Genomic DNA, 24,755 nt, shown 5'->3' with positions numbered 1-24,755 from the left:
CGTACAGTCTGTCGTGATTCTGCTGGATAGTTGCACAGACGCGGCAGGGCTACAATCATCATGTCATCAACTCTGGAGGTTTGTTATGTCCGATCTTTCGCTTACCTTTCCCCTCGCGGGTCGTCAGATTAACCGTATGGGCTACGGCGCTATGCAGTTAGCCGGTCCGGGCGTCTTTGGCCCACCGGCCGATCGGCAGGCCGCCATCAACGTGCTGCGTGCGACGGTCGACGCCGGCGTCAATATGATTGATACCTCGGATTTTTACGGCCCGCATATCACCAATCAGTTAATTAAAGAAGCGCTGCATCCCTGGTCTGAAAGCCTGTGCATTGTCACCAAAGTCGGTTGCTTTCGGGATGAGAAGGGCGGCTGGCTGCCCGCTTTCAGTGACGATGAGCTGGCGCGCGCGGTCGACGACAACCTGAAAAATCTGGGCGTTGATGTACTGGATGTGGTGAATCTGCGCAGCATGTTCAATGTCCATCAGCCGCAGGAAGGCTCGCTGGACGCGCCGTTACAGGCGCTGATTCGGTTGAAAGAGCAGGGACTGATACGCCATATTGGCCTCAGTAACGTCACGGCGAAACAGGTTGCCGATGCGCAGGAGATGACCGACATCGTCTGCGTACAAAATCTGTATAACCTGGCTAACCGTCAGGACGACCAGCTGGTCGATAGCCTGGCCGCGCAGGGCGTGGCGTATGTGCCGTTCTTCCCGCTGGGTGGCTTCAGCCCGTTGCAGTCTGCCGGGCTGACCGAGGTGGCGAAAAGCCTCAACGCTACACCGATGCAGGTGGCGCTGGCGTGGCTGTTGCAGCGTTCGCCGAATATCTTGCTGATCCCCGGCACCTCGTCGGTGGCGCATTTACAGGAAAATATGGCGGCGAAGGATCTGCACTTACCGGTGGAGGCGCTGGAAAAACTGAATGGTATGAGCGCTTAACGGCAGGCCAGGGAAGGCCCGCCTGCCGTGGGCGATCAGGCGACGGAGTACGCCTGCTCCAGCATAAAGCGTTGCTGTTCTTCGCTGTAACTCACGATTGAATTCTTGCTGTTGGAACGCGCCAGGATCCAACTGACTTCTTCCGCCGTCAGCGGCTGGGCATCGTGCCAGAAAGGCGTGATGGCATTATCTTTCAGCCAGTGAACCAGCATTCTGGCCGGCGGCAGGGTAAAGCCAGGGAACAGCGTGGCCGCCAGATCCGCCATCAGCTCCTGTTGCTGTTCATTTTCGCTGTCGTTGAGCAGCGTCAGGAAAGGCAGCAGTAAGCGTCCGCACACTTCCCCGTGATGATAATCCTTTATTGCCCCTAATTCCCCGGCGATGCCGTGGATCACCCCCAGCCCGGCCATGCTCAGGCTTAAGCCGCCCTGCCAGGAGGCCAGCATCATCTGCTCACGCGCCAGATCGCCCTGTTGATCTTTGCGGTTCAGATGTGGCCAGGCGCTGATAAAGGCGCGCATGCCGCTCAGCGCGGTCTGACGGCTGAACAGATTGCCTTTGCTGGAAAGGTAAGCTTCGAACAGATGGGTGAAGGCGTCTATCGCGCAGCAGGCCAGCACATGTTCTGGCGCGCCGCGCAGCAAATCGGGATCGAGGATCGCAATTTCAGGCACAAAGTTGGCGTGACGCAGCGAGGCTTTCACCTTGATATCGGCTTTATCGGTCACTACCGCATTTTGGGTGACTTCGCTGCCGGTACCGGCGGTGGTAGGAATGGCGATCAGCGGCAAGGTTGCCCCGGTGATCGGCGTATCACCGACTTTTTCAAGATAGCGCAGGGTGTTCAGCGGATGCTGGCTCAGCGCCGCAAAGGCTTTCGCGGCATCCAGCACGCTGCCGCCGCCAATGGCCACCACGCGTTGCACCTTGCCGCGCCAGCGACTTACCCAGCCATCAATCTCATCGGGAGAGGCCTCATGGCTGACAATCTCATGGCCCAGCAGCAGGGGTTCCAGCTCGGCTTTCAGCGCATCCCACGCGGCGCTCTGCAGAAATGAACGGCCACAGAACAGTAGGGTGGGTTGCGGATCGTTTTGCAGCAGCGGCAGCAGCTCGCTCAGGCTTCCACGGCCAAAATAGGTGTGGCGGTTGGCAATCATCTGGCTGGTGGTCATTGAGGTTTCCAGTAAGGTCAGAATCAGAGCCTACAAACTAGCAAGCTCGCGGGATGGGATAAAGATCAGATTGAGCGGGAAGGGCAGTTAAAGGTCAGCACTTTATCTTGCGGCGCATTGACCACCATAAAGCGCGTATCGGACAGCCGCATCGCCAGCCAGCCTTCGGGCGTGACGGCCGCAGGCACGTATTTCTGGCGATCGGCGGAATGCAATGGGCCGCTGTTCAACGTGAGGTCCGGCACTGTGACGCTGAAAGAGGTAAAGCGATCGATAATTTCACCCTGCACATTACCCAGCACGCGACCATCCAGCGTTTGCGCCAAGCCTTCGCAGACCATGCCTTTTTCGCCGGATGAACATCCGGTTAACAGCGCCAGGGTGGCAATCAGCGGCACAACGAGAATTGCCGGGTTGAGACCCGCGCACAACGGTCTTTTTGACTCCTGCCAGCGCATAATGCGTCCTTTTTTTCGGGTGTTCCTCTGAGTATAGCGGGGAGTTTGTTAAATATCGCCTGGTCTGAAACCCGGTAAAGAACAGGGGTTAAAGCGCTGATTTAACGCAAACTCACCCACCTATTATCAATTTGTGGGGTTCAACTGAATCAATTCAGCTAAATGCGTAACAACAGTTCGCAAAGCAATTATTGAGTGCTACAATTCAGCCCGATTTTGACACTTTCCCCCTGTTTTCCGCATCTGAACAGCCGTTTTACTCGACTGATTGCGCTATCACCCTCATTCCGTAGGGGACTTTGACGGGCAAGTTTCAAAACGTCTTGTATACTTTTGCAGCATGATGCGCGCGTCTCGTCGCTCAGTGGTGCCTACGAAAAGTCCGGCTTTTCGCGCCCAGTCTGACGATAAGACTTTGACGGCTAACTTTAAAAAATATCGAACCGATCCTGTGAATAACAAAACGTCTGCTTTTCTCTTAACGCCGCTGTTTTTACTTCAGCCAGCGCTGACTTATGCCGAATCAACGGTTGCGCAGAGCACCTCCGAAGGTTCGCTGATGGTCATTAAGCAGCGCAGTGGTTTGTCCGAGCTGGACACCCCCGCCGCAGTCAGCGTGGTCAGCGGCGATGATTTACGCAACAGCACGGCGCAGGTCAATCTCTCTGAAAGCCTGGGCAGCGTGCCCGGCTTGCAGATCCAGAATCGACAGAACTATGCACAGGATCTTCAGCTGTCCGTCCGTGGCTTTGGTAGCCGCTCAATGTATGGCGTTCGTGGTGTGCGCGTCTATGTCGACGGCATTCCAGCCACCATGCCCGACGGGCAGGGGCAAACCTCCAATATTGATATCAACTCGATTGATAAGGTCGAGGTGCTGCGCGGCCCCTATTCGGCCCTGTATGGCAATGCCTCCGGCGGCGTGGTCAATATCGATACGCAGACCGGCAGCCAGCCAACTACACTGACAGCAGGCACTTACTTCGGCAGCTACGGCAGCTGGCGCAACAGCGTCAAGGCCAGCGGCTCGACCGGTGACGGCAGCCATGCAGGCGATGTGAATTACACCCTTTCCGGCTCCCGCTTCACCACCAACGGCTATCGCGACCACAGCGGCACGCAAAAGAATCTCGGCAATGGCAGGCTCGGCGTGCGCATTGATGATGTCAGCACCTTAACGTTGATGTTGAACAGCGTCTCGGTTGATGCCAACGATCCCGGGGGCTTGACGCGCGCGGAATGGAAAGACAACCCCCGTCAGTCTCCGCGCGGTGATACCTACAATACCCGTAAAAGTCTGGATCAGACCCAGCTGGGCCTGCGTTACCAGCGCGAAATGAGCGACAACGACCAGCTGACGCTGACAACCTGGCATGGCGAGCGGCATACCACGCAGTATCAGTCGATCCCTTATGCCCCTCAGCAAAAAGCGGGCTATCCTGGCGGTGTGATTGTGCTGGAACGTAAATATTCCGGTGTTGATACCCGCTGGAAACATCAGGATCAGCTGGGTTCGGTGCCGTTCAGCCTCATCGGCGGACTGGATTATGAAACCATGACCGAACGTCGTCAGGGCTTCCAGAACTACAATCTGGTGAATGGCGTTCCGGAATTCGGTGAGAAGGGCGATCTGCGCCGGAACGAGAAGAACGTGATGTGGAATCTCGATCCCTACCTGCAAACCAGCTGGGATTTGACCCCGAAATGGACGCTGGATGCGGGGATGCGCTACAGCACCGTCAGCTTCGACTCGACCGATTATTACGTCACCACCGGCAACGGCGATGACAGTGGCAGCAAGCGCTACCACAAACTCCTGCCGATGGGATCGCTGAATTACGCGGTGACCGATGCCTGGAATGTTTATCTTTCCGCCGGACGGGGCTTTGAAACGCCAACCATCAATGAGCTTTCTTACCGCTCGGTGGATGGCAGCCAGACCGGTCTGAACCTCGGCCTCAAGCCGTCAACCAGCGATACCGTGGAGCTGGGCAGCAAAACCCGCATCGGCTATGGCCTGTTGACTGCCGCCATCTTCCAGACCAACACCGATAACGAACTGGTGGTGGCAGACAGCAGCAACGGACGTTCAGTGTATAAGAACGCCGGTAAAACCCGTCGTCAGGGCGTTGAGATGTCCTTCGACCAGCAGTTTACTGAGAACTGGCAGATGAAAATGGCGTGGACGTATCTCGATGCCACCTACCGCAATTCGACCTGTGATGACAGCGGCAGCTGTACGCCATCCGGCAACCGTCTGCCGGGCGTGGCGAAAAATATGGCCTACGCTTCTCTGGCCTGGGCACCGGAACAGGGTTGGCACGCTGGCGCTGACGTGCGCTATATGGGCAGCATCCAGGCAGACGATGAAAACGACGCTAAAGCGCCGTCTTACACCGTGGTTGGCCTGAGCACCGGTTACAAATTTGGCTGGGATAAGTGGTCCCTCGACCTGTTCAGCCGCGTCGATAACCTGTTCGATAAAGCCTATGTTGGCTCGGTTATCGTCAATGAAGGCAACGGCCGTTACTACGAGCCGGCGCCGGGACGAAATTACGGTGTGGGCGCGTCGCTCTCCTATTCGTTCCTGTAATACAGAATCCAGCACATCCTGCCGTGTTGCTAACGCAAGACGGCGGGTACAAAACACCGGATGGATAAGATGGTTAAACCGGGTGTTTTTTGCGATTTAGCATACGATCTAAATCGAAGACGTTAAATTTTGGTAAGGTCCATACTATGCAAAGTAAAGCACCGTTATCACGAATCCTCGTGATCCTTACGGCTGTGTTTGCCGTCCTCAGCGGGTTATACCTGCTGGTTGGCGGTATCTGGCTGGCCAAGCTCGGCGGCTCGTTCTATTACATCATCGCTGGTGTGATTGAACTGGTTGTTGCCTGGTTGCTGTTCCGTCGCCGCTCATCAGCGCTGTTGCTGTACGCGGTATTCCTGCTCGCAACGCTGATTTGGTCGTTGTGGGAAGTGGGGTCCGATTTCTGGGCACTGACGCCACGTCTGGACGTCACCTTCTTCCTCGGCCTGTGGCTGGTGCTGCCGTTTGTTTACCGTGGTCTGAGCCAGGGCAAATTTGCCCGTGGCGCACTGAGCCTGGTACTGGTGGTGACGGTGATTGCGCTGGCTTACTCGGTGTTCAACGATCCGCAGGAAATCAACGGTTCCCTGAGCCCGGAGCAAGCGGCGAACATTGAGAAGTCTGGCGACGGCATCGCTGCCGGTGACTGGCCGGCTTATGGCCGTACGCAGGGCGGTACGCGTTACTCGCCGCTGACGCAGATCAACGACAAGAACGTTGGCCAGCTGAAGGAAGCATGGACCTTCCGTACCGGTGACATGAAGCGCCCAACCGATCCGGGCGAGCTGACGGATGAAGTCACGCCGATCAAAATTGGTGATTCCCTGTACCTGTGTACGCCGCACCAGATCCTGTTCGCACTGGACGCAGCGACCGGTAAAGAGAAGTGGAAATTTGATCCACAGCTGAAAACCGATCCCTCCTTCCAGCACGTGACCTGTCGCGGTGTGTCTTACTACCAGACGCCGGATGTGGCTACGCTGCCAGCAGGCACCAAGCCTGCCATGTGTGCACGTCGCATCATCCTGCCAGTAAACGATGGTCACCTGTACGCGCTGGACGCGGAAACCGGCGCGCTGTGCCCGGAATTCGGCGAAAACGGCAAGCTGAACCTTCAGCAGAACATGCCTAACGCCCGTGCCGGTGCTTACGAGCCAACCTCTCCGCCAATCATCACCGATAAGGTGATTGTGGTGGCCGGTGCCGTAACCGATAACTACTCAACCAAAGAGCCGTCTGGCGTGATCCGTGGTTTCGATGTCAACAGCGGTAAGCTGCTGTGGGCCTTCGATACCGGGGCTAAAGACCCGAATGTCCTGCCGGGTGAAGATCAGCACTATGTGGCTAACTCACCTAACTCATGGGCGCCGGCGTCATATGATGCCAGGCTGGATCTGGTTTACCTGCCAATCGGCGTGGCGACACCGGATATCTGGGGCGGCAACCGTACCCCGGAAATGGAGCGTTACGCTTCTGGCCTGCTGGCGCTGAACGCGACCACCGGTAAGCTGGCGTGGTTCTACCAGACCGTGCACCACGATCTGTGGGATATGGACGTACCGGCTCAGCCAACGCTGGCGGATATCAACGACAAAAACGGCAACAAAGTCCCTGTGATTTATGTTCCGGCGAAAACCGGTAACATCTTTGTGCTGGACCGTCGTACCGGTAAAGAAGTGGTTCCTGCACCAGAAACGCCAGTGCCACAAGGCCCGGCGAAAGGTGACCGTCTGTCACCCACCCAGCCGTATTCTGAGCTGACCTACCGTCCGAAGAAAAACCTGACCGGTGCGGACATGTGGGGCGCAACGATTTACGATCAGCTGATCTGCCGCGTGATGTTCCACAGCCTGCGTTATGAAGGCCCGTTCACACCACCTTCAGAGCAGGGCACGCTGGTATTCCCGGGTAACCTGGGCATGTTCGAATGGGGCGGTATCTCTGTTGATACCGATCGCCAGATCGCCGTGACCAACCCAATGGCGCTGCCGTTTGTTTCCCGTCTGATCCCACGTGGTCCAAACAACCCACTGTGGCCAGATGCCAACGACAAAGGCGGCAGCGGTACAGAAACCGGCGTTCAGCCACAGTATGGCGTGCCATACGGCGTGACCCTGAACCCGTTCCTGTCACCACTGGGCTTCCCTTGTAAGCAACCGGCCTGGGGCTATGTGTCTGCGGTTGACCTGAAAACTAACGATATCGTGTGGAAAAAACGCATCGGTACCGTTCGTGACAGCTCACCAATTCCACTGCCATTCAAAATGGGTATGCCAATGCTGGGCGCACCAATCTCTACAGCGGGTAACGTGATGTTTATTGGCGCAACGGCAGATAACTATCTGCGTGCGTTCAACGTGACTAACGGTAAATCCCTGTGGGAAGCGCGTCTGCCAGCGGGCGGCCAGGCAACTCCTATGACCTACGAAGTGAACGGCAAGCAGTACGTGCTGATCGCCGCGGGTGGTCATGGATCCTTCGGTACCAAGCTGGGCGACTATATCGTTGCTTATGCGCTGCCGGATGATGCCAAATAATCCTTGATAAGGGCGAACCCCGGGTCGCCCAATCTTCCCCGTCCATCAGGGAAGGCCAATAATCAAGACGTCTGCGCAATGCAGGCGTCTTTTTTTGGCAATAAAAATGGCATAAAGATGAAGGCAACCTTAAGTTTTCACTTTTTTCCACTGCCTGAATTTCCCCCGCTGCCCGCAATTGCCTCGCGAAAGTAAACCCAACCTAAACCCCGCAACTGATTTCCTGCCTAAATTCTCACGCCTCGAACAATCTTAATTTTTAGCTAAGGAATCTCCTATATCGTTCAGCAAATGTTGATTAATGGACATTCTGACTCTGATACAGTCATTTTCCACTGTTGCTGAGCGTTTGATAACAACGGGCTTGCCAATGCTATCCGCAGACAGACAGGCGTGGCCTGATTAAACGACGATTAAATTTCAAGGCATTAGCGTTTGGTTTGTGTGCAGTTGGCGCACGTTCTGCTAAAGTATTTTAGGGTTATTGTTAAAGGAAGTTTAATAATGTCTGAATTTCTCCCTTTTTCTCGCCCGGCGATGGGCGAGGCCGAACTGGCCGCGGTTGGCGAAGTCATGAACTCTGGCTGGATTACGACTGGACCTAAGAATCAGCAGCTGGAACAGGCATTTTGCCAACTGACCGGCAATCAACACGCGATAGCCGTCAGCTCGGCAACTGCCGGGATGCACGTCACCCTGATGGCGCTGGGCATTGGCAGTGGCGATGAAGTGATCACCCCGTCCCTGACCTGGGTGTCCACGCTGAATATGATTGCGCTGCTCGGCGCTGAGCCGGTGATGATTGATATCGATCGCGACACCCTGATGATTACTCCTGAGCTGATCGAAGCGGCGATTACTCCCCGTACCAAAGCCATCGTGCCGGTTCATTATGCCGGTGCGCCAGCAGATATCGATGCCATCCATGCGCTGGGCAAACGCTACGGCATCCCGGTGATTGATGACGCGGCTCACGCGGCAGGCACCTTTTACAAAGGACGGCATGTTGGAGATAGCGGCACGGCGATTTTCTCCTTCCACGCCATTAAAAATATGACCTGCGCCGAAGGTGGCCTGGTGGTCACCGACAACGAAGCGCTGGCCAACCGTATTCGCAGCCTGAAATTCCACGGTCTTGGCGTGGATGCCTTTGACCGCCAGACCCATGGCCGCGCGCCGCAGGCGGAAGTTATCGCGCCGGGTTACAAATACAATCTCGCCGATATCAACGCCGCCATCGCGCTGGTGCAGCTGGCCAAACTGCCGAAACTGAATGCCCGCCGTCAGGAAATCGCAGAACGTTATCTGAACGAGCTGGCCGACACGCCTTTCCTGCCGCTGGCACAACCTGACTATGGGCATCAGCACGCCTGGCATCTGTTTATTCTGCGTGTCGATCCTGCCCGTTGTGGCCTGAGCCGCGACCAGCTGATGCAGGAACTGAAGGATCGCCAGATTGGCACCGGCCTACATTTCCGCGCGGCGCATACGCAGAAATATTACCGGGAACGTTTCCCTGAATTGTCTCTGCCCGATACAGAATGGAACGCCGATCGCATCTGTTCTATTCCGCTGTTCCCAACGATGACCGATGACGATGTCAGCCGGGTTATTGCCGCGCTGCATGAGATTGCTGAGAAACACCATGACCGCTGAACAACCCATCAACAAAGTCTCCATTGTGATCCCTGTTTATAACGAGCAGGACAGTCTGCCGGAGCTGATCCGTCGTACCTCTGAGGCCTGCTCTCAGCTGTCGATGGATTGGGAAATCCTGCTGGTGGACGATGGCAGTAGCGACAGTTCCCCGGAAATGCTGACCGCTGCGGCGGAAGAACCGGGCAGCCATATTGTCGCGGTGCTGCTTAACCGGAATTACGGCCAGCATTCGGCGATCATGGCCGGTTTCAACCACGTCAGCGGCGATCTGATTATCACCCTGGACGCCGATCTGCAGAACCCACCGGAGGAGATCCCGCGTCTGGTGGCGAAAGCGGAAGAAGGGTATGACGTGGTCGGCACCGTGCGGCAAAATCGCCAGGACAGCTGGTTCCGTAAACGTGCGTCCCGGCTGATTAATAACCTTATTCAACGCACCACCGGGAAGGCGATGGGCGATTATGGCTGCATGCTGCGGGCCTACCGCCGTCACATCATTGACGCGATGCTGAACTGCCATGAGCGCAGTACCTTCATTCCGATCCTGGCAAACACCTTTGCCCGTCGGGCCATTGAAATCCCGGTGTTGCACGCCGAGCGTGAATTCGGTGATTCCAAATACAGCCTGATGAAGCTGATCAATCTGATGTATGACCTCGTCACCTGCCTGACCACCACGCCGCTGCGGATGCTCAGCGTGTTTGGTAGCCTGATCGCGCTGGCCGGCTTTGCCTTGTCACTGTTACTGATTGTTTTACGTCTCTTCTTTGGTCCGGAGTGGTCCGGAGACGGGGTGTTTATGCTGTTTGCCGTGCTGTTTATTTTTATCGGTGCGCAGTTTGTCGGTATGGGGCTGTTAGGGGAATACATCGGACGTATCTACAACGATGTCCGTGCCCGCCCACGCTATTTTATCCAGCGCGTAGTTAACTCCTCCGCGCCTGTCCGCTCTGAGGAAGACCAATAATGAAAGCTGTTGTTTTTGCCTATCACGATATGGGTTGCATTGGGATCAATGCGCTGGTGAATGCCGGTTATGAAATTGAAGCGATTTTTACCCACGCCGATTCATCTAACGAAAACCACTTTTTTAGCTCCGTTGCCCGTACCGCCGCAGAGCAGGGGATCCCGGTGTATGCGCCCGAGGATGTCAACCATCCGCTGTGGGTTGACCGCATTAAAACCATGGCGCCGGAAGTCATTTTCTCATTTTACTACCGCAACCTGTTGAGCGATCAATTGTTAAGCATCGCGGCCAGAGGCGCGTTTAACCTGCACGGTTCGTTGCTGCCAAAATACCGTGGCCGCGCACCGCTGAACTGGGCGCTGGTCAACGGTGAAACGGAAACCGGCGTGACGCTGCACAGGATGGTCGCCCGCGCGGATGCCGGCGCCATTATTGCTCAGGAAAAAGTCAGCATTTCTGCCGACGATAATGCGCTGACCCTGCACCGTAAGCTGAATGCTGCCGCTGAACATCTGCTGGCGGACTGCCTGCCAGCGTTGAAAAACGGTCAGATTAGCGAGCGTGCGCAGGACAATGCGCAGGCCACCGTGGTGGGACGTCGCACGCCGGAAGATGGCCGTATCGACTGGTCTCAACCGGCGGAAGTGGTTAACAACCTGGTGCGTGCAGTGACCGATCCGTGGCCGGGTGCGTTTGGCTACGTTGGCGCAGCCAAATTCATAATCTGGAAAGGCAAAGTGCGTCACGATCTGCCTGCCGCCAAAGCCGGAACCGTGCTGTCAGTGAATCCGCTGGTGGTGGCCTGTGGTCAGGGTGCGCTGGAAGTGATGACCGGACAGAGCGAAAACGGCGTTTACATGCAGGGCTCGCAGCTGGCTCAAACGCTGGGGCTGGTAAATCAGGCGCTGTTGACTAATAAGCCGGTCTCGGCGGTGAAACGCCGCACGCGCGTGCTAATCCTGGGCGTTAACGGCTTTATTGGTAACCACCTGACCGAGCGCCTGTTGCAGGACGATAACTTCGATATTTTCGGTCTGGATATTGGCGCCGATGCCATCAGCCGCTTTATCGGCCATCCGCGCTTCCAGTTCGTCGAAGGGGATATCAGCATCCATTCGGAGTGGATTGAATACCACATCAAAAAATGTGACGTGATCCTGCCGCTGGTGGCCATCGCCACCCCGATTGAATACACGCGTAATCCGCTACGGGTCTTTGAACTCGATTTTGAAGAGAACCTGAAGATCATCCGCGACTGCGTTAAGTACAAAAAACGCATTATCTTTCCGTCGACCTCTGAAGTGTACGGTATGTGTGATGACCCGAACTTCGATGAAGACACCTCGAATCTGGTGGTCGGGCCGATCAACAAACAGCGTTGGATCTATTCGGTTTCCAAGCAGCTGCTGGATCGCGTGTTGTGGGCCTATGGCGATAAAGAAGGGCTGCGCTTCACCCTGTTCCGTCCGTTTAACTGGATGGGCCCACGCCTTGATAACCTGAATGCCGCGCGCATTGGCAGCTCACGGGCGATCACCCAGCTGATCCTCAATCTGGTGGAAGGATCGCCGATCAAACTGATGGATGGGGGTAAGCAGAAGCGCTGCTTTACCGATATTAGCGATGGCGTTGAGGCGCTGTTTCGCATTATTGAAAACAAAGACAATAACTGCGACGGACAGATCATCAACATTGGTAACCCGGATAACGAAGCGAGCATTAAAGAGCTGGCGGAACAGCTGCTGGCCAGCTTCGAACGCCATCCGCTGCGTAATCAGTTCCCGCCGTTTGCCGGTTTCCGCGATGTGGAAAGCAGCAGCTACTACGGCAAAGGCTATCAGGACGTTGAGCACCGCAAGCCGGCAATCCGTAACGCCCGTCGCCTGCTGGGCTGGACGCCGGAAGTGACCATGGATAAAACCATTGATGCCACGCTGGACTTCTTCCTGAGAACGGTAGAACTGGACGTGCCGGAAGAGAAAAAATGAGGAAAGTCGGCCTTCGTATAGATGTCGATACCTGGCGGGGCACGCGAGATGGCGTGCCAAAGCTGCTGGAAATCCTCAGTTTGCATCGCACTCAGGCCACTTTTTTCTTCAGCGTTGGACCCGACAATATGGGGCGCCACCTGTGGCGCCTGCTTAAACCAAAATTTTTGTGGAAGATGCTGAGATCAAACGCCGCCTCGCTGTATGGCTGGGATATTCTGCTGGCGGGAACGGCCTGGCCGGGGCGTCAGATTGGGCGCGGGTTGGCGGAGATGATCAGTGCCGCCAGCGATCATCATGAGGTTGGGCTGCATGCCTGGGATCATTTTGCCTGGCAAACCTGGGCTGGCGTCTGGTCCCCGGAACAGCTCACGCAGCAAATCCGTCTGGGAAAGGATGCGCTTGCAGCGATCGCCGAACAACCGGTGACCTGTTCAGCGGTCGCCGGCTGGCGTGCTGACCAGCGGGTGGTGAATGCCAAAGAGCCGTTCCATTTTCACTACAACAGCGACTGTCGCGGAACGACCCCGTTTCGTCCGCTGTTAAGTGATGGCAGTACCGGAACGGTGCAGATCCCTGTCACCCTGCCCACCTGGGATGAGGTGGTCGGCTCCACGGTGAGCAAAGACGACTTCAATGCGTTTATTATCGACCGGATAAAACAGGATCAGGGCACGCCCGTCTATACCATCCATGCGGAAGTGGAGGGGATCGTGATGAGTACGATGTTCAGCGAGCTGCTGACGCTGGCTGAACAGGAGGGTATTCAGTTTTGCCCGCTGAGTGAGCTTTTACCGGAAGATCTTAACAGCCTGCCGGCAGGAAAAATTGTTCGGGGTAGCCTCCCCGGTCGTGAAGGATGGCTGGGATGCCAGCAATTAACCGAGTGATTTTTTATGACTACGACGAGAAAGGGCCTTCTCCTTCTGGCGTTATTTGCCGTGTATTACCTGATCCCATTGGAATTTCGTGCGTTATGGCAGCCTGATGAAACCCGTTATGCCGAGATCAGCCGTGAAATGCTGGTTAACGGTAACTGGGTGGTGCCGCACTTCTTTGATCTGCGCTATTTCGAAAAGCCGATTGCCGGATACTGGATCAATAATCTCAGTCAGCTGATTTTTGGTCATAACAATTTTGCCGTGCGTTTTGGTTCCGTTTTCTCCATTACCCTGACCGCATTGATGGTCACCTGGCTGGCGTTCCGCCTGTGGCGCGATCGCGCCACGGCATTGATGTCCGGGGTCATTTTCCTGACCTGTTTACTGGTGTACGGCATCGGCAGTTATGCGGTGCTGGATCCGATGATCACCCTGTGGCTGGTCGCCGCCATGTGCTGTTACTGGCTGGCAACGGAAGCAACCACCACCGGAAAAAAATTGCTCAGCTGGCTGCTGCTCGGCTTTGCCTGCGGTATGGGTTTTATGACCAAGGGCTTTCTGGCGCTGGCGGTGCCGGTGATTGCCATCCTGCCTTGGGCGATTCATCAGCGTCGCTTTAAAGCGTTGCTGTGCTTTGGTCCGCTGGCCATCGTCGGTGCGGCGGTGATCAGTGCCCCCTGGGCAATTGCCATTGCCAAAAGCGAGCCGGATTTCTGGCACTATTTCTTCTGGGTGGAACATATCCAGCGCTTTGCCGAAGCCAACGCGCAGCATAAAGCGCCGTTCTGGTATTACCTGCCGGTACTGGTCATTGGCTGCGTCCCGTGGCTGGCGCTGTTGCCGTCGGCATTACGTTCAGGCTGGCAGGATCGGCAGAGTAGCAACGGCAGTCTGTATTTGCTGAGCTGGGTGGTGATGCCGCTGCTGTTCTTCAGCATCGCCAAAGGCAAGCTGCCAACCTATATCCTGCCGTGCTTTGCGCCGCTGGCGATCCTGATGGCGCGTCAGGCAGTGATGATGATGTCCGGCGAAGGCAAAGCATTAAAAATCAATGGCTGGATAAACCTGGTATTTGGTGTGGTGCTGACTGTCGCCGTGCTCGGTTTTCTGGCGCCGTGGGGGCTGGCGAAACATCCGGTGTACGGTCATCACGAAGCGATCAAAGTACTGCTGGCCGCTGCGGCTTTTGCGTTCTGGGCGTTGTGCGGATGGATAACGCTGAAAGCGCCGCAGGCACGTTGGTGTTTTTCCGCGCTTTGCCCGCTGGTGTTGGCGTTAGTGGTGGGGCAGGTGATCCCGTCAAGCGTGATGGATGCTAAGCAGCCTCAGCAATTTATCCGGGCGATTAAAAGCGACATTGCCGGCAGCCGTTATTTGCTGGCGAATAACCCTGGCATCGCCTCGGGGCTGGCGTGGGAGATGCAACGTAGCGATATCATTCTCTACGATCAGCAAGGTGAAGTGCAGTACGGTCTGAGTTACCCGGATGCGCGCGATAAGTTTGTCAGTGGCCCTGATTTCGCCGCCTGGCTGGCAGCGCATCGCCGCAAGGGAGATGTGACGCTGGTGCTGTCGCTGTCCCGTAACCAGGATCCGGACAAAGAGCTGCCCACAGCCGATTTCAGCTACCGACAGGGCCGGTTAGCCCTGTTCCGTTACAATCAGACACCATGAGTGTGCTGCTGATCCTGCTGGCCAGCCTGCTGAGTTGCAGCGGGCAGCTGTGCCAGAAACAGGCTGCGCATCATGGTTTGCAGAAGGGGAAAAGCCACCTGCTGATCTGGCTGGGATTAAGCGTGTTACTGCTTGGCCTGGCGATGTTGGTTTGGCTGGTGGTGCTGCAAACCGAGCCGGTCGGGGTGGCATATCCGATGCTTAGCCTGAACTTTATCTTTGTGGTGCTGGCTGCCCGCTGGTTGTGGAAGGAACCCGTTCCTTTCCGCCACTGGCTGGGCATCGCGCTGATTGTCGGTGGCGTGGCGGTGATGGGAGCCTATACCTGATGGGCATTTTATGGGCATTGTGCAGCGTCCTGCTGGTCAGCGGGGCACAGCTGTTAATGCGCTGGTCGATGATGTCACTGCCATCCGTGGGTGAGCCATCGGCATTCTTTAACGCGTTGCTGAACTGGCCATTAGCCGCTTCCGCATTGTTCGCCGGGCTGGCGGCCTATGCCTGCTCAATGCTGTGCTGGCTGCTGGCACTGCGGCGCATCGCCCTGAGTAAAGCTTACCCGCTGCTCAGCCTGAGTTATGTGCTGGTGTGGGCGACAGCCCTGATCTTGCCTGCCTTTAACGAAGTCTTTCAGTGGGGAAAACTGGCAGGGGTGGCGCTGATTTTTAGCGGGTTACTGTTGATATGCTGGCCAGATAGTAAAGCAGCGTGACGATTTAATGGGATGCTAAGTCTCTCCTGACACACTTATCACTTCAACCTGTCAGAGGAGAGAGTCCATGTTAGCCGAAACCCGTTCCGCCTTGAATAAAGTGCCTCAGGTCACGCTGTTTTTTTGGTTGATTAAAATGATGTCAACCACCGTCGGTGAAACGGCAGCGGACTACCTGAATGTTAACCTCGGTTTCGGCCTCAGCATGACCTCGCTGGTTGCCGGAGGTCTGTTTGCCCTCCTGCTATTTTGCCAGATGCGCAGCCGCCGATATATTCCCGCGCTGTATTGGATGACGGTAGTGATGGTGAGTATTTTTGGCACCCTGATAACCGACAATTTAACTGATTCCTTAGGCATTCCTCTGCTGCTCTCGACCATCATGTTCAGCGGTGCGCTGATCCTGACCTTTATGCTCTGGCACCGAAGCGAGGGGACGTTGTCGATTCACGCTATTAACACCCCCGGACGTGAGGCGTTTTACTGGGCCGCGATCCTGTTTACCTTTGCCTTGGGCACGGCGGCAGGTGACTGGCTCTCTGAAGGCATGAACCTTGGCTATCTGCTGTCAGCGGCCGTCTTTGGTGGCGGAATTATTCTGGTGACGCTGGCCTGGGCTTTCATCGGTGCCAATGCCGTACTTTGTTTCTGGATCGCTTATATCCTGACCCGGCCTTTAGGGGCGTCGTTTGGCGATCTGTTAGCACAGCCCACCACAAATGGCGGATTTGGCATCGGGATTATGGAAATCAATACGCTGTTTCTGGTGGCAATTGCCGCGCTGGTCGGCTATCTGACGCTGGTTGAACGTTCAGCGGACCCACACTCTGATTAGGAACACAGCATGCGAGTATTGCTTGTAGAAGATGATGCCATGATTGGTGAAGCGGTTTTTGATGCGCTGAAAGAAGCCAGCTACGCGGTGGATTGGGTACGCAGCGGAACCGAGGCTATCGCCACGCTGGGGATCCAAAGCTATGACCTGGTGCTGCTGGATCTGGGCCTGCCAGGCAAAGATGGTCTCAGCGTGTTGAGTACCTTGCGGAGTAAAGGCAATGAGGTACCGCTGCTGATTATGACCGCCCGCGATGCGCTGGAAGACCGGCTGCGCGGGCTGGACTCGGGCGCGGATGACTACGTGGTCAAACCGTTCGAAATGAAAGAGTTGTTGGCCAGAATTCGCGCGGTGATGCGCCGTAAAGGGGGCAACTCGGGCCCGGTACTTAGCAATGGAATCATCAGCCTTGATCCCGCCAGTCACGAGGCTTTTGACGTGGAAAAGGGCGAGGTTCACCGGCTCTCTAACCGTGAGTTTGCTTTGCTGCAGGCGCTGTTGATCCGGCCGGGGACGTTGCTGTCGCGCAGCGAACTGGAGGAGAAGATCTATGGCTGGGGCGAAGAGATTGAGAGCAACGCCGTCGAATTTTTTATTCATGCGTTGCGTAAGAAATTCGGTACTAACGTGATCAAGAATGTCCGGGGCGTGGGATGGATGGTATCAAGAAACGCCTGAAGGAGTCGGTGCAGGTCCGCCTTTCCTTTGGGCTCTGTACGGCGATTATGCTGGTGGCGATACTCACCGGTGGCATTGCCTTTTTCTCGGCGCTCGACGAAGCCCACGAACTGCAGGACTCATCGTTAAGCCAGATTGCTGAACTGGCAAAAAATGGCGTGGTGGCGGTAAGAAACAGCAACCTGATCAGCCCGCCGCTGCATGATGAGCGCGAGTCGCGCATTATCGTGCACTTTATGTTTCATCCGGCCCGTCCGACACAAGGGCCACTGCAAGGGTTCACGCTTCCCTGGCAGCTGGCGGAAGGGTTTCATACGCTGCATACCAATGGCCATGCGTATCGGGTGCTGATCCGCCAGCTGGACGCCAACACCAAAGTGGGCGTGGCGCAGCGCGTGTCGGTGCAGGATGAAGTGGCAATGGCCGGTGCACTGCGCACATTGCTTCCTTTCTTTATCCTGATCCCGGTGCTGCTGTTTATGGTGGCGGACCTGGTGAAGAAAATCTTCAGGCCGATCCGTCAGCTGTCGATCGCGGTGCATAACCGCAGCGAGCAGGACACCACCCCGCTGGAAACCGAAGACCAACCCCGTGAAATTGTGCCGTTTATCCATGCGATCAATCGTCTGCTTGAACGCGTCTCCCTGTCGGTTGAGGCGCAACGCCGCTTTGTTGCCGATGCGGCCCATGAACTGCGCTCGCCGCTGACCGCGCTGAGTCTGCAGGCTGAAAGTCTGTCCACAGCCGAGCTGCCCGAGGATAGCCGTAAGCGGGTTAGCAGGATGCAGGAAGGAATGCAGCGCACCAAGAATCTGCTGGAGCAGCTGCTATCGCTGGCCAGAGCACAGTTACGATCTGCCGATCCCGCGCAGGATAAACAGCCCACGATGGTCAGCCAGGTCGTGCGCCAGGTGATTGCCGATCTGCTGCCGCTGGCGGAGAAAAAGCAGCTCGATCTCGGCATGTTAGAAGACAGTGATGTCACCGTCGCCTGCCAGCCGCTGGAGCTGTTTGCGGTGGTTAAAAATCTGGTCGATAACGCCATCCGGTATACGCCGGAATATGGCCGCATCGATCTGCAAATTCTTGCCAGTCAGGGGCGCGTGGTGATTGAGATTGAAGACAGCGGCCCAGGCATTGCTGCCGAAAAACGCCAGCGGGTATTTGATGCTTTTTACCGAATAGAGGGCAGTGAGGAAACCGGTTCAGGATTGGGATTATCGATTGTCCGCACGCTGCTGGACAGAATGCAGGGGGAAATTCTGTTGGGCCCGGCAGAGCGTTCGCCGACCGGTTTAAACGTCAAGGTGATTTTGTATACCTGAAATAAACAAAGGAAATTTAATAAACCCATTTATTCACCTCGTTAAGGTTATATTAAGACTTAGTGTTTTTATTCCGCTGGAATATCCCGTTAAACCACCATGAGGACATTCAGATTAAAAAAAGAATGAATTAAGATTGGGATGTCGGTATATTTTCAAATGATTATCGCTCTTATTTCTATTCTCATGGAGACGTTACGTGAAGACTCGTTCGTGGCTTTTATTTTCCGGTCTGCTGGCAGCTGCCAGCTGTGCAGCGACCACTTATCCAGTGCAGATTACCGATATGGATAACCAGAAAATCACCCTGAAGAAAGAACCTCAGCATGTGATCCTACAGGATGGACGCGACATTCTCTCACTGGCGTTGCTTGACCGCGAAGATCCGTTTCACCGGGTAGTGGCGTGGAATAATTTGCCGAAAAAACAGGATACCCAGACCTGGGAACTGTTGAAGAAAACCTGGCCGGAAGCGACAAAGATCATTGATATGGGCTTCAACGATCAAGGACAGGTGAACCTGGAAAGTGTGATTGCTGAAAAGCCTGATCTGATGATCGCTCAGCTGCGCGCCAAACCCGCCTTGAAACAGACCGGCGTGCTGGCTACGCTGGCAAAGCTGAATATTCCAGTGGTGTTTGTCGATTATGAACTGCACCCTGCACAGAATACCGCTAACAGCATTACGCTGTTAGGCACCGTGCTGAATCAGGAAGCCAGAGCGAAAGAGTACACCGATTTTTACCATCAGCACTGGGATGCGATGCAGCAGAAAATTGCTCAGGTGAAGCAGAAACCCACGGTCTTTATCGAGCCTATCGCCGGCAATAGCGACAATTGCTGTTTCACGCATGGGCATAACGGTTGGGGTGGGTTAGTTGAAGCCGTGGGCGGAACCAATATCGGTTCAAGCCTGTTGCCAGGTGCCTCCGGGTTTGTGGCGCTGGAGAAAATCATCGCCATGAAGCCAGATGTTTATATTATGTCTGGTTCAAAACGTCCCAATAAAAACGTGCTGCCATTTGGCTACAATATCCCGCGCACGGATATTACGGCGACCTTTAATAAACTCACCAGCCGCACCGGTTTGCAACAGATTACGCCGGTGAAAGAGGGCAAGGTTTACGGTGTTTATCATCACTTCTACAACCACCCTTATAATATTATCGGCATGGAAATTCTGGCGAAGGATCTTTACCCGGCTCAGTTCAGCCAGATGGATCCCACCGCTGACTTCCACCAGATTATTAAGACGTTCACCAGGCTACCTGACGAGGCCGTGACCCTGAGTTATTCGCCTCAGCAGAAATAGCGTAACGGTTACTTTTTTAATGATAAAAAGGCGACAAATTGTCGCCTTATCGCGTTATGATCCCGGGATTAATATTCATATCAGGTTGACTCATTATGTCGCGAACGTCTCTCCTGCTGGACGTGCAGGAAGTTAGCTATGTGCAGGATGGCACCACGTTGTTGGCCCCCGTCTCGCTACAGCTGAATCAAGGTGAATTTGTGTTGCTGACCGGTCCTTCCGGGAGCGGCAAAAGCACGCTGTTAAAAATCATTGCGTCATTGCTGGAACCTGCAACGGGTGATATTCAGTTTAAGGGCCGCAGCATTAATGAGCTTAAGCCTGAAAGCTATCGTCAGCAGGTCTCCTATTGTTTTCAGACGCCCACGCTGTTCGGCGAAACGGTGTATGACAATCTGGCACTGCCGTGGCAAATCCGCCAGAAAAAGGTCGATAGCGAACAGCTAAAAGGCTGGCTGAAAAAGGTCAATCTGCCGGTTGAGATGCTGACTAAAAAAACCGAACAGCTCTCCGGCGGCGAAAAGCAGCGGGTTGCGTTGCTGCGCAATCTGCAATTCCTGCCGGATGTGCTGCTGCTGGATGAAATTACCAGCGCGCTGGATGAAGAAAACAAGCAAACGATAAATCAGCTTATTGCCGGGCTGGTGAAAGAAAAGGGCGTGGCGGTAATTTGGATTAGCCATGACACCACGGAGATCAATCAGGCGCAGAGCGTGGTGACGCTCCAGCCACCGGTCAGGAAGGGCACGGATGAATCAGCATAATATTACCAATGAGTCCCTCGGCCTGGCCTTGATTCTGGTGCTCATCGCGCTATTGGTCAGTAAGAAAGAGAAGCTCGGGCTGGAGAAAGACATCGTCTGGAGTATCGCCCGCGCGATCGTTCAGCTGATTATTGTCGGATACGTTCTCAAATATATTTTCGACCTCAACAATAGCTGGCTGACGGTATTGATGGTGCTGTTTATCTGCGTCAATGCAGCACTCAACGCCCGCAAACGAAGCCGCAATATTGGCAATGCCTTTATGCTCTCCTTTATCGCCATTACCGCCAGCACCACGCTGACGCTGGTGATCCTGGTGTTAAGTGGCTCTATTGAATTTATGCCAATGCAGGTGATCCCGATTTCAGGGATGATTGCCGGCAATGCGATGGTGGCGGTGGGGCTTTGTTACAGCAATCTGAACCAGCGCTTTGCCGACAATCGTCAAAAAATTCAGGAGATGTTGAGTCTGGGCGCTTCAGTCAAAACCGCATCGGGCACGCTGATCCGCGACAGCATTCGTGCGGCGATGATCCCAACGGTTGATGCGGCTAAAACCGTGGGGCTGGTCAGCTTGCCGGGCATGATGTCCGGGCTGATTTTTGCCGGTATCGATCCGGTTAAAGCGATCAAATACCAGATCATGGTGACCTTTATGCTGCTGGGGACGGCCAGCATCTCCACGATTATTGCGGGCTATCTCGCCTACCGCCGCTTTTACACGGCACGCGCACAGCTACGCTAGTCAGGGCTGATGTTTGCGGCTGAGGTATGTCGAACAGGCCAGGGTGTTGATGCGGGGAAGAGCAGCAGGCGGATCGAGCGATCCGCCTGACGCGCGAGGATCAGAAGTTGATATTGGCGCTGATACCGCCAACGAAAGCGTTTTTCACTTCGCTGACCGCACCTGGAGAAGCCACGTACTGCAGGTTTGGACGCAGTTTCAGCCAGTTGGTGACCTGAGCGTTGTAATAGATCTCATAGTTATATTCGGATCCACTCTGGATCGGCAGGTAAGTTGGGTTGTCGTAATCATTAACCCCGTTTTCCTGATTGGTTTTGCGCAGCATATTGCCGTAATCATTGTTGACGTGAATACGCGCGGCACCGACCCCGATCTCATCTTTCGGACGGGCATCAAACGGTCCTTTCCAGACGAAGGAGACGGACTGATAGTTGTCGGTCTTCGAGGTTTTCTGGTCGTTCATTACGGCCTGGACCGTCACCCCTAAACCGCGCGTGTTGTCGCCTTCCATCGCGGTCAGCTGTTGTTGCAACAGCAGGTAGCCGCCGTAAGAGTGGTTATCTTCGCCGTACTGACCATTGTTGTAGCTGCTGTAGTTATCGCCGCGCACCGAGGAGTAGTACATCCCGACACGGTAATTACCCGGCAACTTGTCGGCGCCAAAGGCCGGTTTCCAGCCCAGTTCCACCGGCACCATATTCCCCAGCGTTGGGCTGGTATCGAGGCGGAAACCGTTTCCGGTATCGTAGTTCGATGGCGTCTGATTATAGAAACCCACCTGGAAGAACAGCTCTGGCGTGAAGTTAAACTTCACGCGTCCGCCCCACTGGGAGACCGGCCAGTTATACCAGCGGTCGCCACGCCAGTTCCCCGCCTGGCCGCTACCAAATGCCAGGTTCTGGAAGTTGCTGTCAAAGGAGTCGAAGTCTTCACCAACCGTAACCCGTCCCGCTTTCACTTCTACGGCATGATCAAAGAAGCCTTTATTCAACCAGAACTGCGTCAGGCGCCAGGTTTGTCCTCGTCCCCACACTTCCTGCACGGAGGAAAGGCCACCCGAACGCGGATCGTTAATATATTGCGTTAAGTCCTGACCGTTACGGCTGGTGATGGTCGCCTGGAACTGCGTGTCATTCCAGTTCAGCAGCTTTTCCAGATCCAGGGTCGTTCCGAACGCCCACTGGTCGGTATAACGCGCGGTGGTTGACTGGTTGTAGCCGCCGGAGAAATTACTGGCGGATTCCATGGTGTAGTTCACCTGGAAATCCACCCCGTCATTTTTCAGCTGGGTGCGGGAACCCTCCCAGTCACCAAATGCGTAAGGAGAATCCATACTGAGCGGCGCGAAATCTGCCAGTGCAGATCCTGACGCCAGCATCAGTCCTAAACCACAGAACGCCACCGATCTTTTTAACGTGGTTTTTGGTTGCTTGCTTTTCATGTGAAACACCTTCTTTCTTATAGTGATAGCGCTGTCCAAAAGGTTATTTATTGAACAGGGTGCGTCGCGGCCACGCTGCTTTGTTAAGCATTTTCTCCTGCTCAGGGGATCTGTTCAGGGGGGACGTGCTGACATAAGCCGGGAATAACGGCCTTAACAGAAGGAATGAAAGCATTAATTGGCGGGAAAGGTGTTCTAATTAGTGCTGAAATTATTAGCCTGGTAGTAATGAGTTATAGAAGTTTTAATCGGATCACAATTTAGCAATCGCGAAAGCGGAAGCGGCCGGGAAAAGCGGGGCAGGGAGCGGAGTAGCGGGCAGAAAAAAAGGCCGAAAATGTCGGCCTTTTAACTTTCAACGCGCCGTCTGGCGACGCGGCGAGCGGACTAGCGGCGACCAAAAATCTTCGCGGCCAGGAAGCCCACGCCAGCGGCAATCGCCAGCGAAACAAATGGGGCGTCCTGCGTCTTGGTTTTCACGCAGTCGAGCGCGTCATCAACGGCATAAGAGGCTTTAGCTGCGCCCTGGCGCACACGGCCTTTGAACTCATGCTCGGGAGAATCGACAGCTTTACCAAATTGCTCCTGACCTTTACCCAGCGCTTCGTCAGCTTTGTCTGATGCTTTATCTAATAAACTCATACTGTCTCCTTCTTGATGGCATGATTTCCTCATGAACGTTTAAAAGCTTAGACCATCCTGCGTCTTATGCCGCCTCGGTTATGTGACTATTTATGACCATTGTAAAGAAAAAGGGCCGACATTTGTCGGCCCCTGGCAATTAACTGGCAATCAGAGGTTCAATGTGACTTCATGCCAGCAGCGGTCATCATCACGCGGAACAGCATCGCCACTACGCCGAGCGCCATCACGCTACCGGCGTAAATGGCTAGCATCCACAGTACGCGTTTCCACGCCCGTGGTTTTACCACCTGTTGGGTGTGTTGAGCTTCAATCATCATCGTGTCTCCAAAATATCCCGAAGCGTGCCAGATGCAGGCGCGTCAGTCGCTAACCTGCATCTGGCTCTCTTGTGGTTATCAGATTGCCGTTAAATCAATGGTAGCCTTCGTCTGCTTTGATTTTCCCACGGAACACGTAGTAGCTCCAGAAGGTGTACACCAGGATCACCGGGATGATCAGCAGACCACCAACCAGCATAAAGCCAAGGCTCTGCGGCGGTGAGGCCGCCTGCCAGATGGTGATGGACGGCGGAATAATGTTCGGCCAGATGCTGATGCCGAGGCCGGTAAAGCCCAGGAACACCAGCGCCAGCGTCAGCAGGAACGGCGAGTAGTGAGCATGACGCTTCAGGGAACGCAACAGTCCCCAGGAAGCCAGCAGCACCAGCACCGGCACCGGCAGGAACCAGAACAGGTTCGGCAGGGTAAACCAGCGCTGCATGATGTTGGCATGCTCCAGCGGCGTCCAGATGCTGACCACGGCGATGATCGCCAGCAGCGCCAGCAGCATCGGCTTAGCCAGTGCCGTCATCTTACGGTGCAGCTCGTTCTCGGTTTTCATGATTAGCCAGGTGCTGCCCAGCAGCGCATACGCCACAACCAGACCCAGACCGCAGAACAATGAGAACGGCGTCAGCCAACCCAGTTCCGGGCCGCTGTAAGCACGGTTGGTCACGCTGAAACCGTTGATGATCGCGCCCAGCGCCACACCCTGACTGAAGGTGGCCAGATAAGAGCCGACGATGAACGACTTATCCCAGAACGGACGGTGCTCTTCAGTGGCTTTGAAGCGGAATTCAAACGCCACGCCACGGAAGATCAGACCAATCAACATGGCGGTTAACGGCACTGACAGCGCGTCAATGATCACCGCGTAAGCCAGCGGGAAGGCACCGTAAAGTGCCGCGCCGCCCAGCACCAGCCAGGTTTCGTTACCATCCCACACCGGTGCGACGGTGTTAACCATCATGTCGCGCTCGGTAGCGTCCTTATTAAACGGGAACAGGATGCCGATACCGAGGTCGAAACCATCCATTACGATATACATCAGCGTCGAGAAAACGATGATGGTGAACCAGATTACAGGAAGATCGATACCCACG

The 24,755-nt window shown here is 55.1% G+C and carries 22 protein-coding genes; 16 read left to right on the top strand and 6 right to left on the bottom strand.

What is annotated here, in order from left to right; translation table 11 throughout:
* The first annotated feature begins 85 nt into the window (after positions 1 to 85).
* Positions 86 to 946: an aldo/keto reductase family oxidoreductase gene (locus tag AC1UKS_RS15805; protein WP_482434432.1), complete on the top strand. Its 861-nt coding sequence runs from the start codon at positions 86 to 88 to the stop codon at positions 944 to 946.
* 35 nt (positions 947 to 981) lie between these two features.
* Here the strand turns inward: AC1UKS_RS15805 and AC1UKS_RS15800 are convergent, their stop codons facing one another.
* Both AC1UKS_RS15800 and AC1UKS_RS15795 read right to left on the bottom strand, forming a co-directional pair.
* Positions 982 to 2,121, bottom strand: a complete 1,140-nt coding sequence (locus AC1UKS_RS15800) for an iron-containing alcohol dehydrogenase (protein ID WP_482434431.1) — start codon at positions 2,119 to 2,121, stop codon at positions 982 to 984.
* Between the two features lie 65 nt (positions 2,122 to 2,186).
* The gene (locus AC1UKS_RS15795; protein WP_482434430.1) at positions 2,187 to 2,579 is read right to left on the bottom strand and encodes a hypothetical protein; all 393 of its coding nucleotides are present in this window, start codon (positions 2,577 to 2,579) and stop codon (positions 2,187 to 2,189) included.
* A gap of 451 nt (positions 2,580 to 3,030) precedes the next feature.
* Between AC1UKS_RS15795 and pqqU the strand changes: the two genes are divergently transcribed.
* The 15 genes from pqqU (at position 3,031) to fetB (ending at position 21,249) form a co-directional block, all read left to right on the top strand.
* Positions 3,031 to 5,172, top strand: coding sequence for a TonB-dependent receptor PqqU (gene pqqU / locus AC1UKS_RS15790; protein WP_482434428.1), 2,142 nt, complete (start codon positions 3,031 to 3,033; stop codon positions 5,170 to 5,172).
* Between the two features lie 146 nt (positions 5,173 to 5,318).
* Positions 5,319 to 7,709: a glucose/quinate/shikimate family membrane-bound PQQ-dependent dehydrogenase gene (locus AC1UKS_RS15785; RefSeq protein ID WP_482434426.1), complete on the top strand. Its 2,391-nt coding sequence runs from the start codon at positions 5,319 to 5,321 to the stop codon at positions 7,707 to 7,709.
* A 504-nt stretch (positions 7,710 to 8,213) separates the two neighbouring features.
* Positions 8,214 to 9,365, top strand: a complete 1,152-nt coding sequence (gene arnB / locus AC1UKS_RS15780; protein WP_482434424.1) for a UDP-4-amino-4-deoxy-L-arabinose aminotransferase — start codon at positions 8,214 to 8,216, stop codon at positions 9,363 to 9,365.
* Positions 9,355 to 10,335 (top strand): undecaprenyl-phosphate 4-deoxy-4-formamido-L-arabinose transferase, encoded by a 981-nt coding sequence (gene arnC, locus AC1UKS_RS15775; RefSeq protein WP_482434422.1) that lies wholly within the window; start codon positions 9,355 to 9,357, stop codon positions 10,333 to 10,335. The genes arnB and arnC overlap by 11 nt, the downstream gene beginning before the upstream one ends.
* The gene (gene arnA / locus AC1UKS_RS15770; protein WP_482434421.1) at positions 10,335 to 12,323 is read left to right on the top strand and encodes a bifunctional UDP-4-amino-4-deoxy-L-arabinose formyltransferase/UDP-glucuronic acid oxidase ArnA; all 1,989 of its coding nucleotides are present in this window, start codon (positions 10,335 to 10,337) and stop codon (positions 12,321 to 12,323) included. Before arnC ends, arnA begins: the two co-directional genes overlap by 1 nt.
* Positions 12,320 to 13,213, top strand: coding sequence for a 4-deoxy-4-formamido-L-arabinose-phosphoundecaprenol deformylase (gene arnD / locus AC1UKS_RS15765; RefSeq protein ID WP_482434419.1), 894 nt, complete (start codon positions 12,320 to 12,322; stop codon positions 13,211 to 13,213). The genes arnA and arnD overlap by 4 nt, the downstream gene beginning before the upstream one ends.
* 6 nt (positions 13,214 to 13,219) lie before the next feature.
* Positions 13,220 to 14,878, top strand: a complete 1,659-nt coding sequence (gene arnT / locus AC1UKS_RS15760; RefSeq protein WP_482434417.1) for a lipid IV(A) 4-amino-4-deoxy-L-arabinosyltransferase — start codon at positions 13,220 to 13,222, stop codon at positions 14,876 to 14,878.
* Positions 14,875 to 15,207, top strand: a complete 333-nt coding sequence (arnE, locus tag AC1UKS_RS15755) for a 4-amino-4-deoxy-L-arabinose-phosphoundecaprenol flippase subunit ArnE (protein ID WP_482434416.1) — start codon at positions 14,875 to 14,877, stop codon at positions 15,205 to 15,207. The genes arnT and arnE overlap by 4 nt, the downstream gene beginning before the upstream one ends.
* Positions 15,207 to 15,590 (top strand): 4-amino-4-deoxy-L-arabinose-phosphoundecaprenol flippase subunit ArnF, encoded by a 384-nt coding sequence (arnF, locus tag AC1UKS_RS15750; protein ID WP_482434414.1) that lies wholly within the window; start codon positions 15,207 to 15,209, stop codon positions 15,588 to 15,590. The genes arnE and arnF overlap by 1 nt, the downstream gene beginning before the upstream one ends.
* A 67-nt stretch (positions 15,591 to 15,657) precedes the next feature.
* Complete coding sequence (locus AC1UKS_RS15745) at positions 15,658 to 16,425, top strand: COG4705 family protein (RefSeq protein ID WP_265911694.1); 768 nt, start codon at positions 15,658 to 15,660, stop codon at positions 16,423 to 16,425.
* 9 nt (positions 16,426 to 16,434) lie between these two features.
* The gene (locus AC1UKS_RS15740; RefSeq protein WP_482434412.1) at positions 16,435 to 17,103 is read left to right on the top strand and encodes a response regulator; all 669 of its coding nucleotides are present in this window, start codon (positions 16,435 to 16,437) and stop codon (positions 17,101 to 17,103) included.
* The gene (locus tag AC1UKS_RS15735; RefSeq protein ID WP_482434410.1) at positions 17,079 to 18,428 is read left to right on the top strand and encodes an ATP-binding protein; all 1,350 of its coding nucleotides are present in this window, start codon (positions 17,079 to 17,081) and stop codon (positions 18,426 to 18,428) included. Before AC1UKS_RS15740 ends, AC1UKS_RS15735 begins: the two co-directional genes overlap by 25 nt.
* Before the next feature lie 199 nt (positions 18,429 to 18,627).
* A complete protein-coding gene (locus AC1UKS_RS15730; protein ID WP_482434408.1) occupies positions 18,628 to 19,740 on the top strand; it encodes an ABC transporter substrate-binding protein in 1,113 nt (370 codons plus the stop codon).
* Positions 19,741 to 19,835: 95 nt separating this feature from the next.
* Complete coding sequence (gene fetA / locus AC1UKS_RS15725) at positions 19,836 to 20,504, top strand: iron efflux ABC transporter ATP-binding subunit FetA (RefSeq protein WP_482434406.1); 669 nt, start codon at positions 19,836 to 19,838, stop codon at positions 20,502 to 20,504.
* Positions 20,491 to 21,249, top strand: coding sequence for an iron efflux ABC transporter permease subunit FetB (gene fetB, locus AC1UKS_RS15720; protein WP_482434404.1), 759 nt, complete (start codon positions 20,491 to 20,493; stop codon positions 21,247 to 21,249). The genes fetA and fetB overlap by 14 nt, the downstream gene beginning before the upstream one ends.
* Positions 21,250 to 21,349: 100 nt before the next feature.
* On the opposite strand, the gene AC1UKS_RS15715 is transcribed toward fetB, so the two are convergent.
* The 4 genes from AC1UKS_RS15715 to cydB form a co-directional block, all read right to left on the bottom strand.
* Positions 21,350 to 22,690 carry a carbohydrate porin gene (locus AC1UKS_RS15715; RefSeq protein ID WP_410173072.1) on the bottom strand — a complete coding sequence of 447 codons (1,341 nt, stop codon included), beginning with the start codon at positions 22,688 to 22,690 and terminating at the stop codon, positions 21,350 to 21,352.
* A 387-nt stretch (positions 22,691 to 23,077) separates the two neighbouring features.
* Complete coding sequence (locus tag AC1UKS_RS15710; RefSeq protein WP_013201249.1) at positions 23,078 to 23,332, bottom strand: CsbD family protein; 255 nt, start codon at positions 23,330 to 23,332, stop codon at positions 23,078 to 23,080.
* A gap of 158 nt (positions 23,333 to 23,490) precedes the next feature.
* A complete protein-coding gene (locus AC1UKS_RS15705; protein ID WP_482437011.1) occupies positions 23,491 to 23,649 on the bottom strand; it encodes a DUF2474 domain-containing protein in 159 nt (52 codons plus the stop codon).
* A 97-nt stretch (positions 23,650 to 23,746) separates the two neighbouring features.
* On the bottom strand, positions 23,747 to 24,754 hold the full coding sequence (gene cydB, locus AC1UKS_RS15700; protein ID WP_013201251.1) for a cytochrome d ubiquinol oxidase subunit II: 1,008 nt from the start codon (positions 24,752 to 24,754) through the stop codon (positions 23,747 to 23,749).
* Between the last annotated feature and the right edge of the window lies 1 nt (position 24,755).

Source organism: Erwinia sp. AK-PDG3-5 (assembly GCF_056821705.1).
Note: the sequence above shows the minus strand (reverse complement) of the source record. Positions and strands in the feature narration are given on the sequence as shown.

Excerpts from the sequence above, each read along its gene's own strand:
- AC1UKS_RS15745 (WP_265911694.1), top strand. The coding sequence starts at position 15,658 with ATGTTAGCCGAAACCCGTTCCGCCTTGAATAAAGTGCCTCAGGTCACG.
- AC1UKS_RS15735 (WP_482434410.1), top strand. The coding sequence starts at position 17,079 with ATGGATGGTATCAAGAAACGCCTGAAGGAGTCGGTGCAGGTCCGCCTT.
- arnC (WP_482434422.1), top strand. The coding sequence starts at position 9,355 with ATGACCGCTGAACAACCCATCAACAAAGTCTCCATTGTGATCCCTGTT.
- arnF (WP_482434414.1), top strand. The coding sequence starts at position 15,207 with ATGGGCATTTTATGGGCATTGTGCAGCGTCCTGCTGGTCAGCGGGGCA.
- AC1UKS_RS15785 (WP_482434426.1), top strand. The coding sequence starts at position 5,319 with ATGCAAAGTAAAGCACCGTTATCACGAATCCTCGTGATCCTTACGGCT.
- arnA (WP_482434421.1), top strand. The coding sequence starts at position 10,335 with ATGAAAGCTGTTGTTTTTGCCTATCACGATATGGGTTGCATTGGGATC.
- arnT (WP_482434417.1), top strand. The coding sequence starts at position 13,220 with ATGACTACGACGAGAAAGGGCCTTCTCCTTCTGGCGTTATTTGCCGTG.
- arnB (WP_482434424.1), top strand. The coding sequence starts at position 8,214 with ATGTCTGAATTTCTCCCTTTTTCTCGCCCGGCGATGGGCGAGGCCGAA.
- arnD (WP_482434419.1), top strand. The coding sequence starts at position 12,320 with ATGAGGAAAGTCGGCCTTCGTATAGATGTCGATACCTGGCGGGGCACG.
- AC1UKS_RS15710 (WP_013201249.1), bottom strand. The coding sequence starts at position 23,332 with ATGAGTTTATTAGATAAAGCATCAGACAAAGCTGACGAAGCGCTGGGT.
- AC1UKS_RS15800 (WP_482434431.1), bottom strand. The coding sequence starts at position 2,121 with ATGACCACCAGCCAGATGATTGCCAACCGCCACACCTATTTTGGCCGT.
- fetB (WP_482434404.1), top strand. The coding sequence starts at position 20,491 with ATGAATCAGCATAATATTACCAATGAGTCCCTCGGCCTGGCCTTGATT.
- AC1UKS_RS15705 (WP_482437011.1), bottom strand. The coding sequence starts at position 23,649 with ATGATTGAAGCTCAACACACCCAACAGGTGGTAAAACCACGGGCGTGG.
- fetA (WP_482434406.1), top strand. The coding sequence starts at position 19,836 with ATGTCGCGAACGTCTCTCCTGCTGGACGTGCAGGAAGTTAGCTATGTG.
- arnE (WP_482434416.1), top strand. The coding sequence starts at position 14,875 with ATGAGTGTGCTGCTGATCCTGCTGGCCAGCCTGCTGAGTTGCAGCGGG.
- AC1UKS_RS15795 (WP_482434430.1), bottom strand. The coding sequence starts at position 2,579 with ATGCGCTGGCAGGAGTCAAAAAGACCGTTGTGCGCGGGTCTCAACCCG.
- AC1UKS_RS15715 (WP_410173072.1), bottom strand. The coding sequence starts at position 22,690 with ATGAAAAGCAAGCAACCAAAAACCACGTTAAAAAGATCGGTGGCGTTC.
- AC1UKS_RS15805 (WP_482434432.1), top strand. The coding sequence starts at position 86 with ATGTCCGATCTTTCGCTTACCTTTCCCCTCGCGGGTCGTCAGATTAAC.
- AC1UKS_RS15740 (WP_482434412.1), top strand. The coding sequence starts at position 16,435 with ATGCGAGTATTGCTTGTAGAAGATGATGCCATGATTGGTGAAGCGGTT.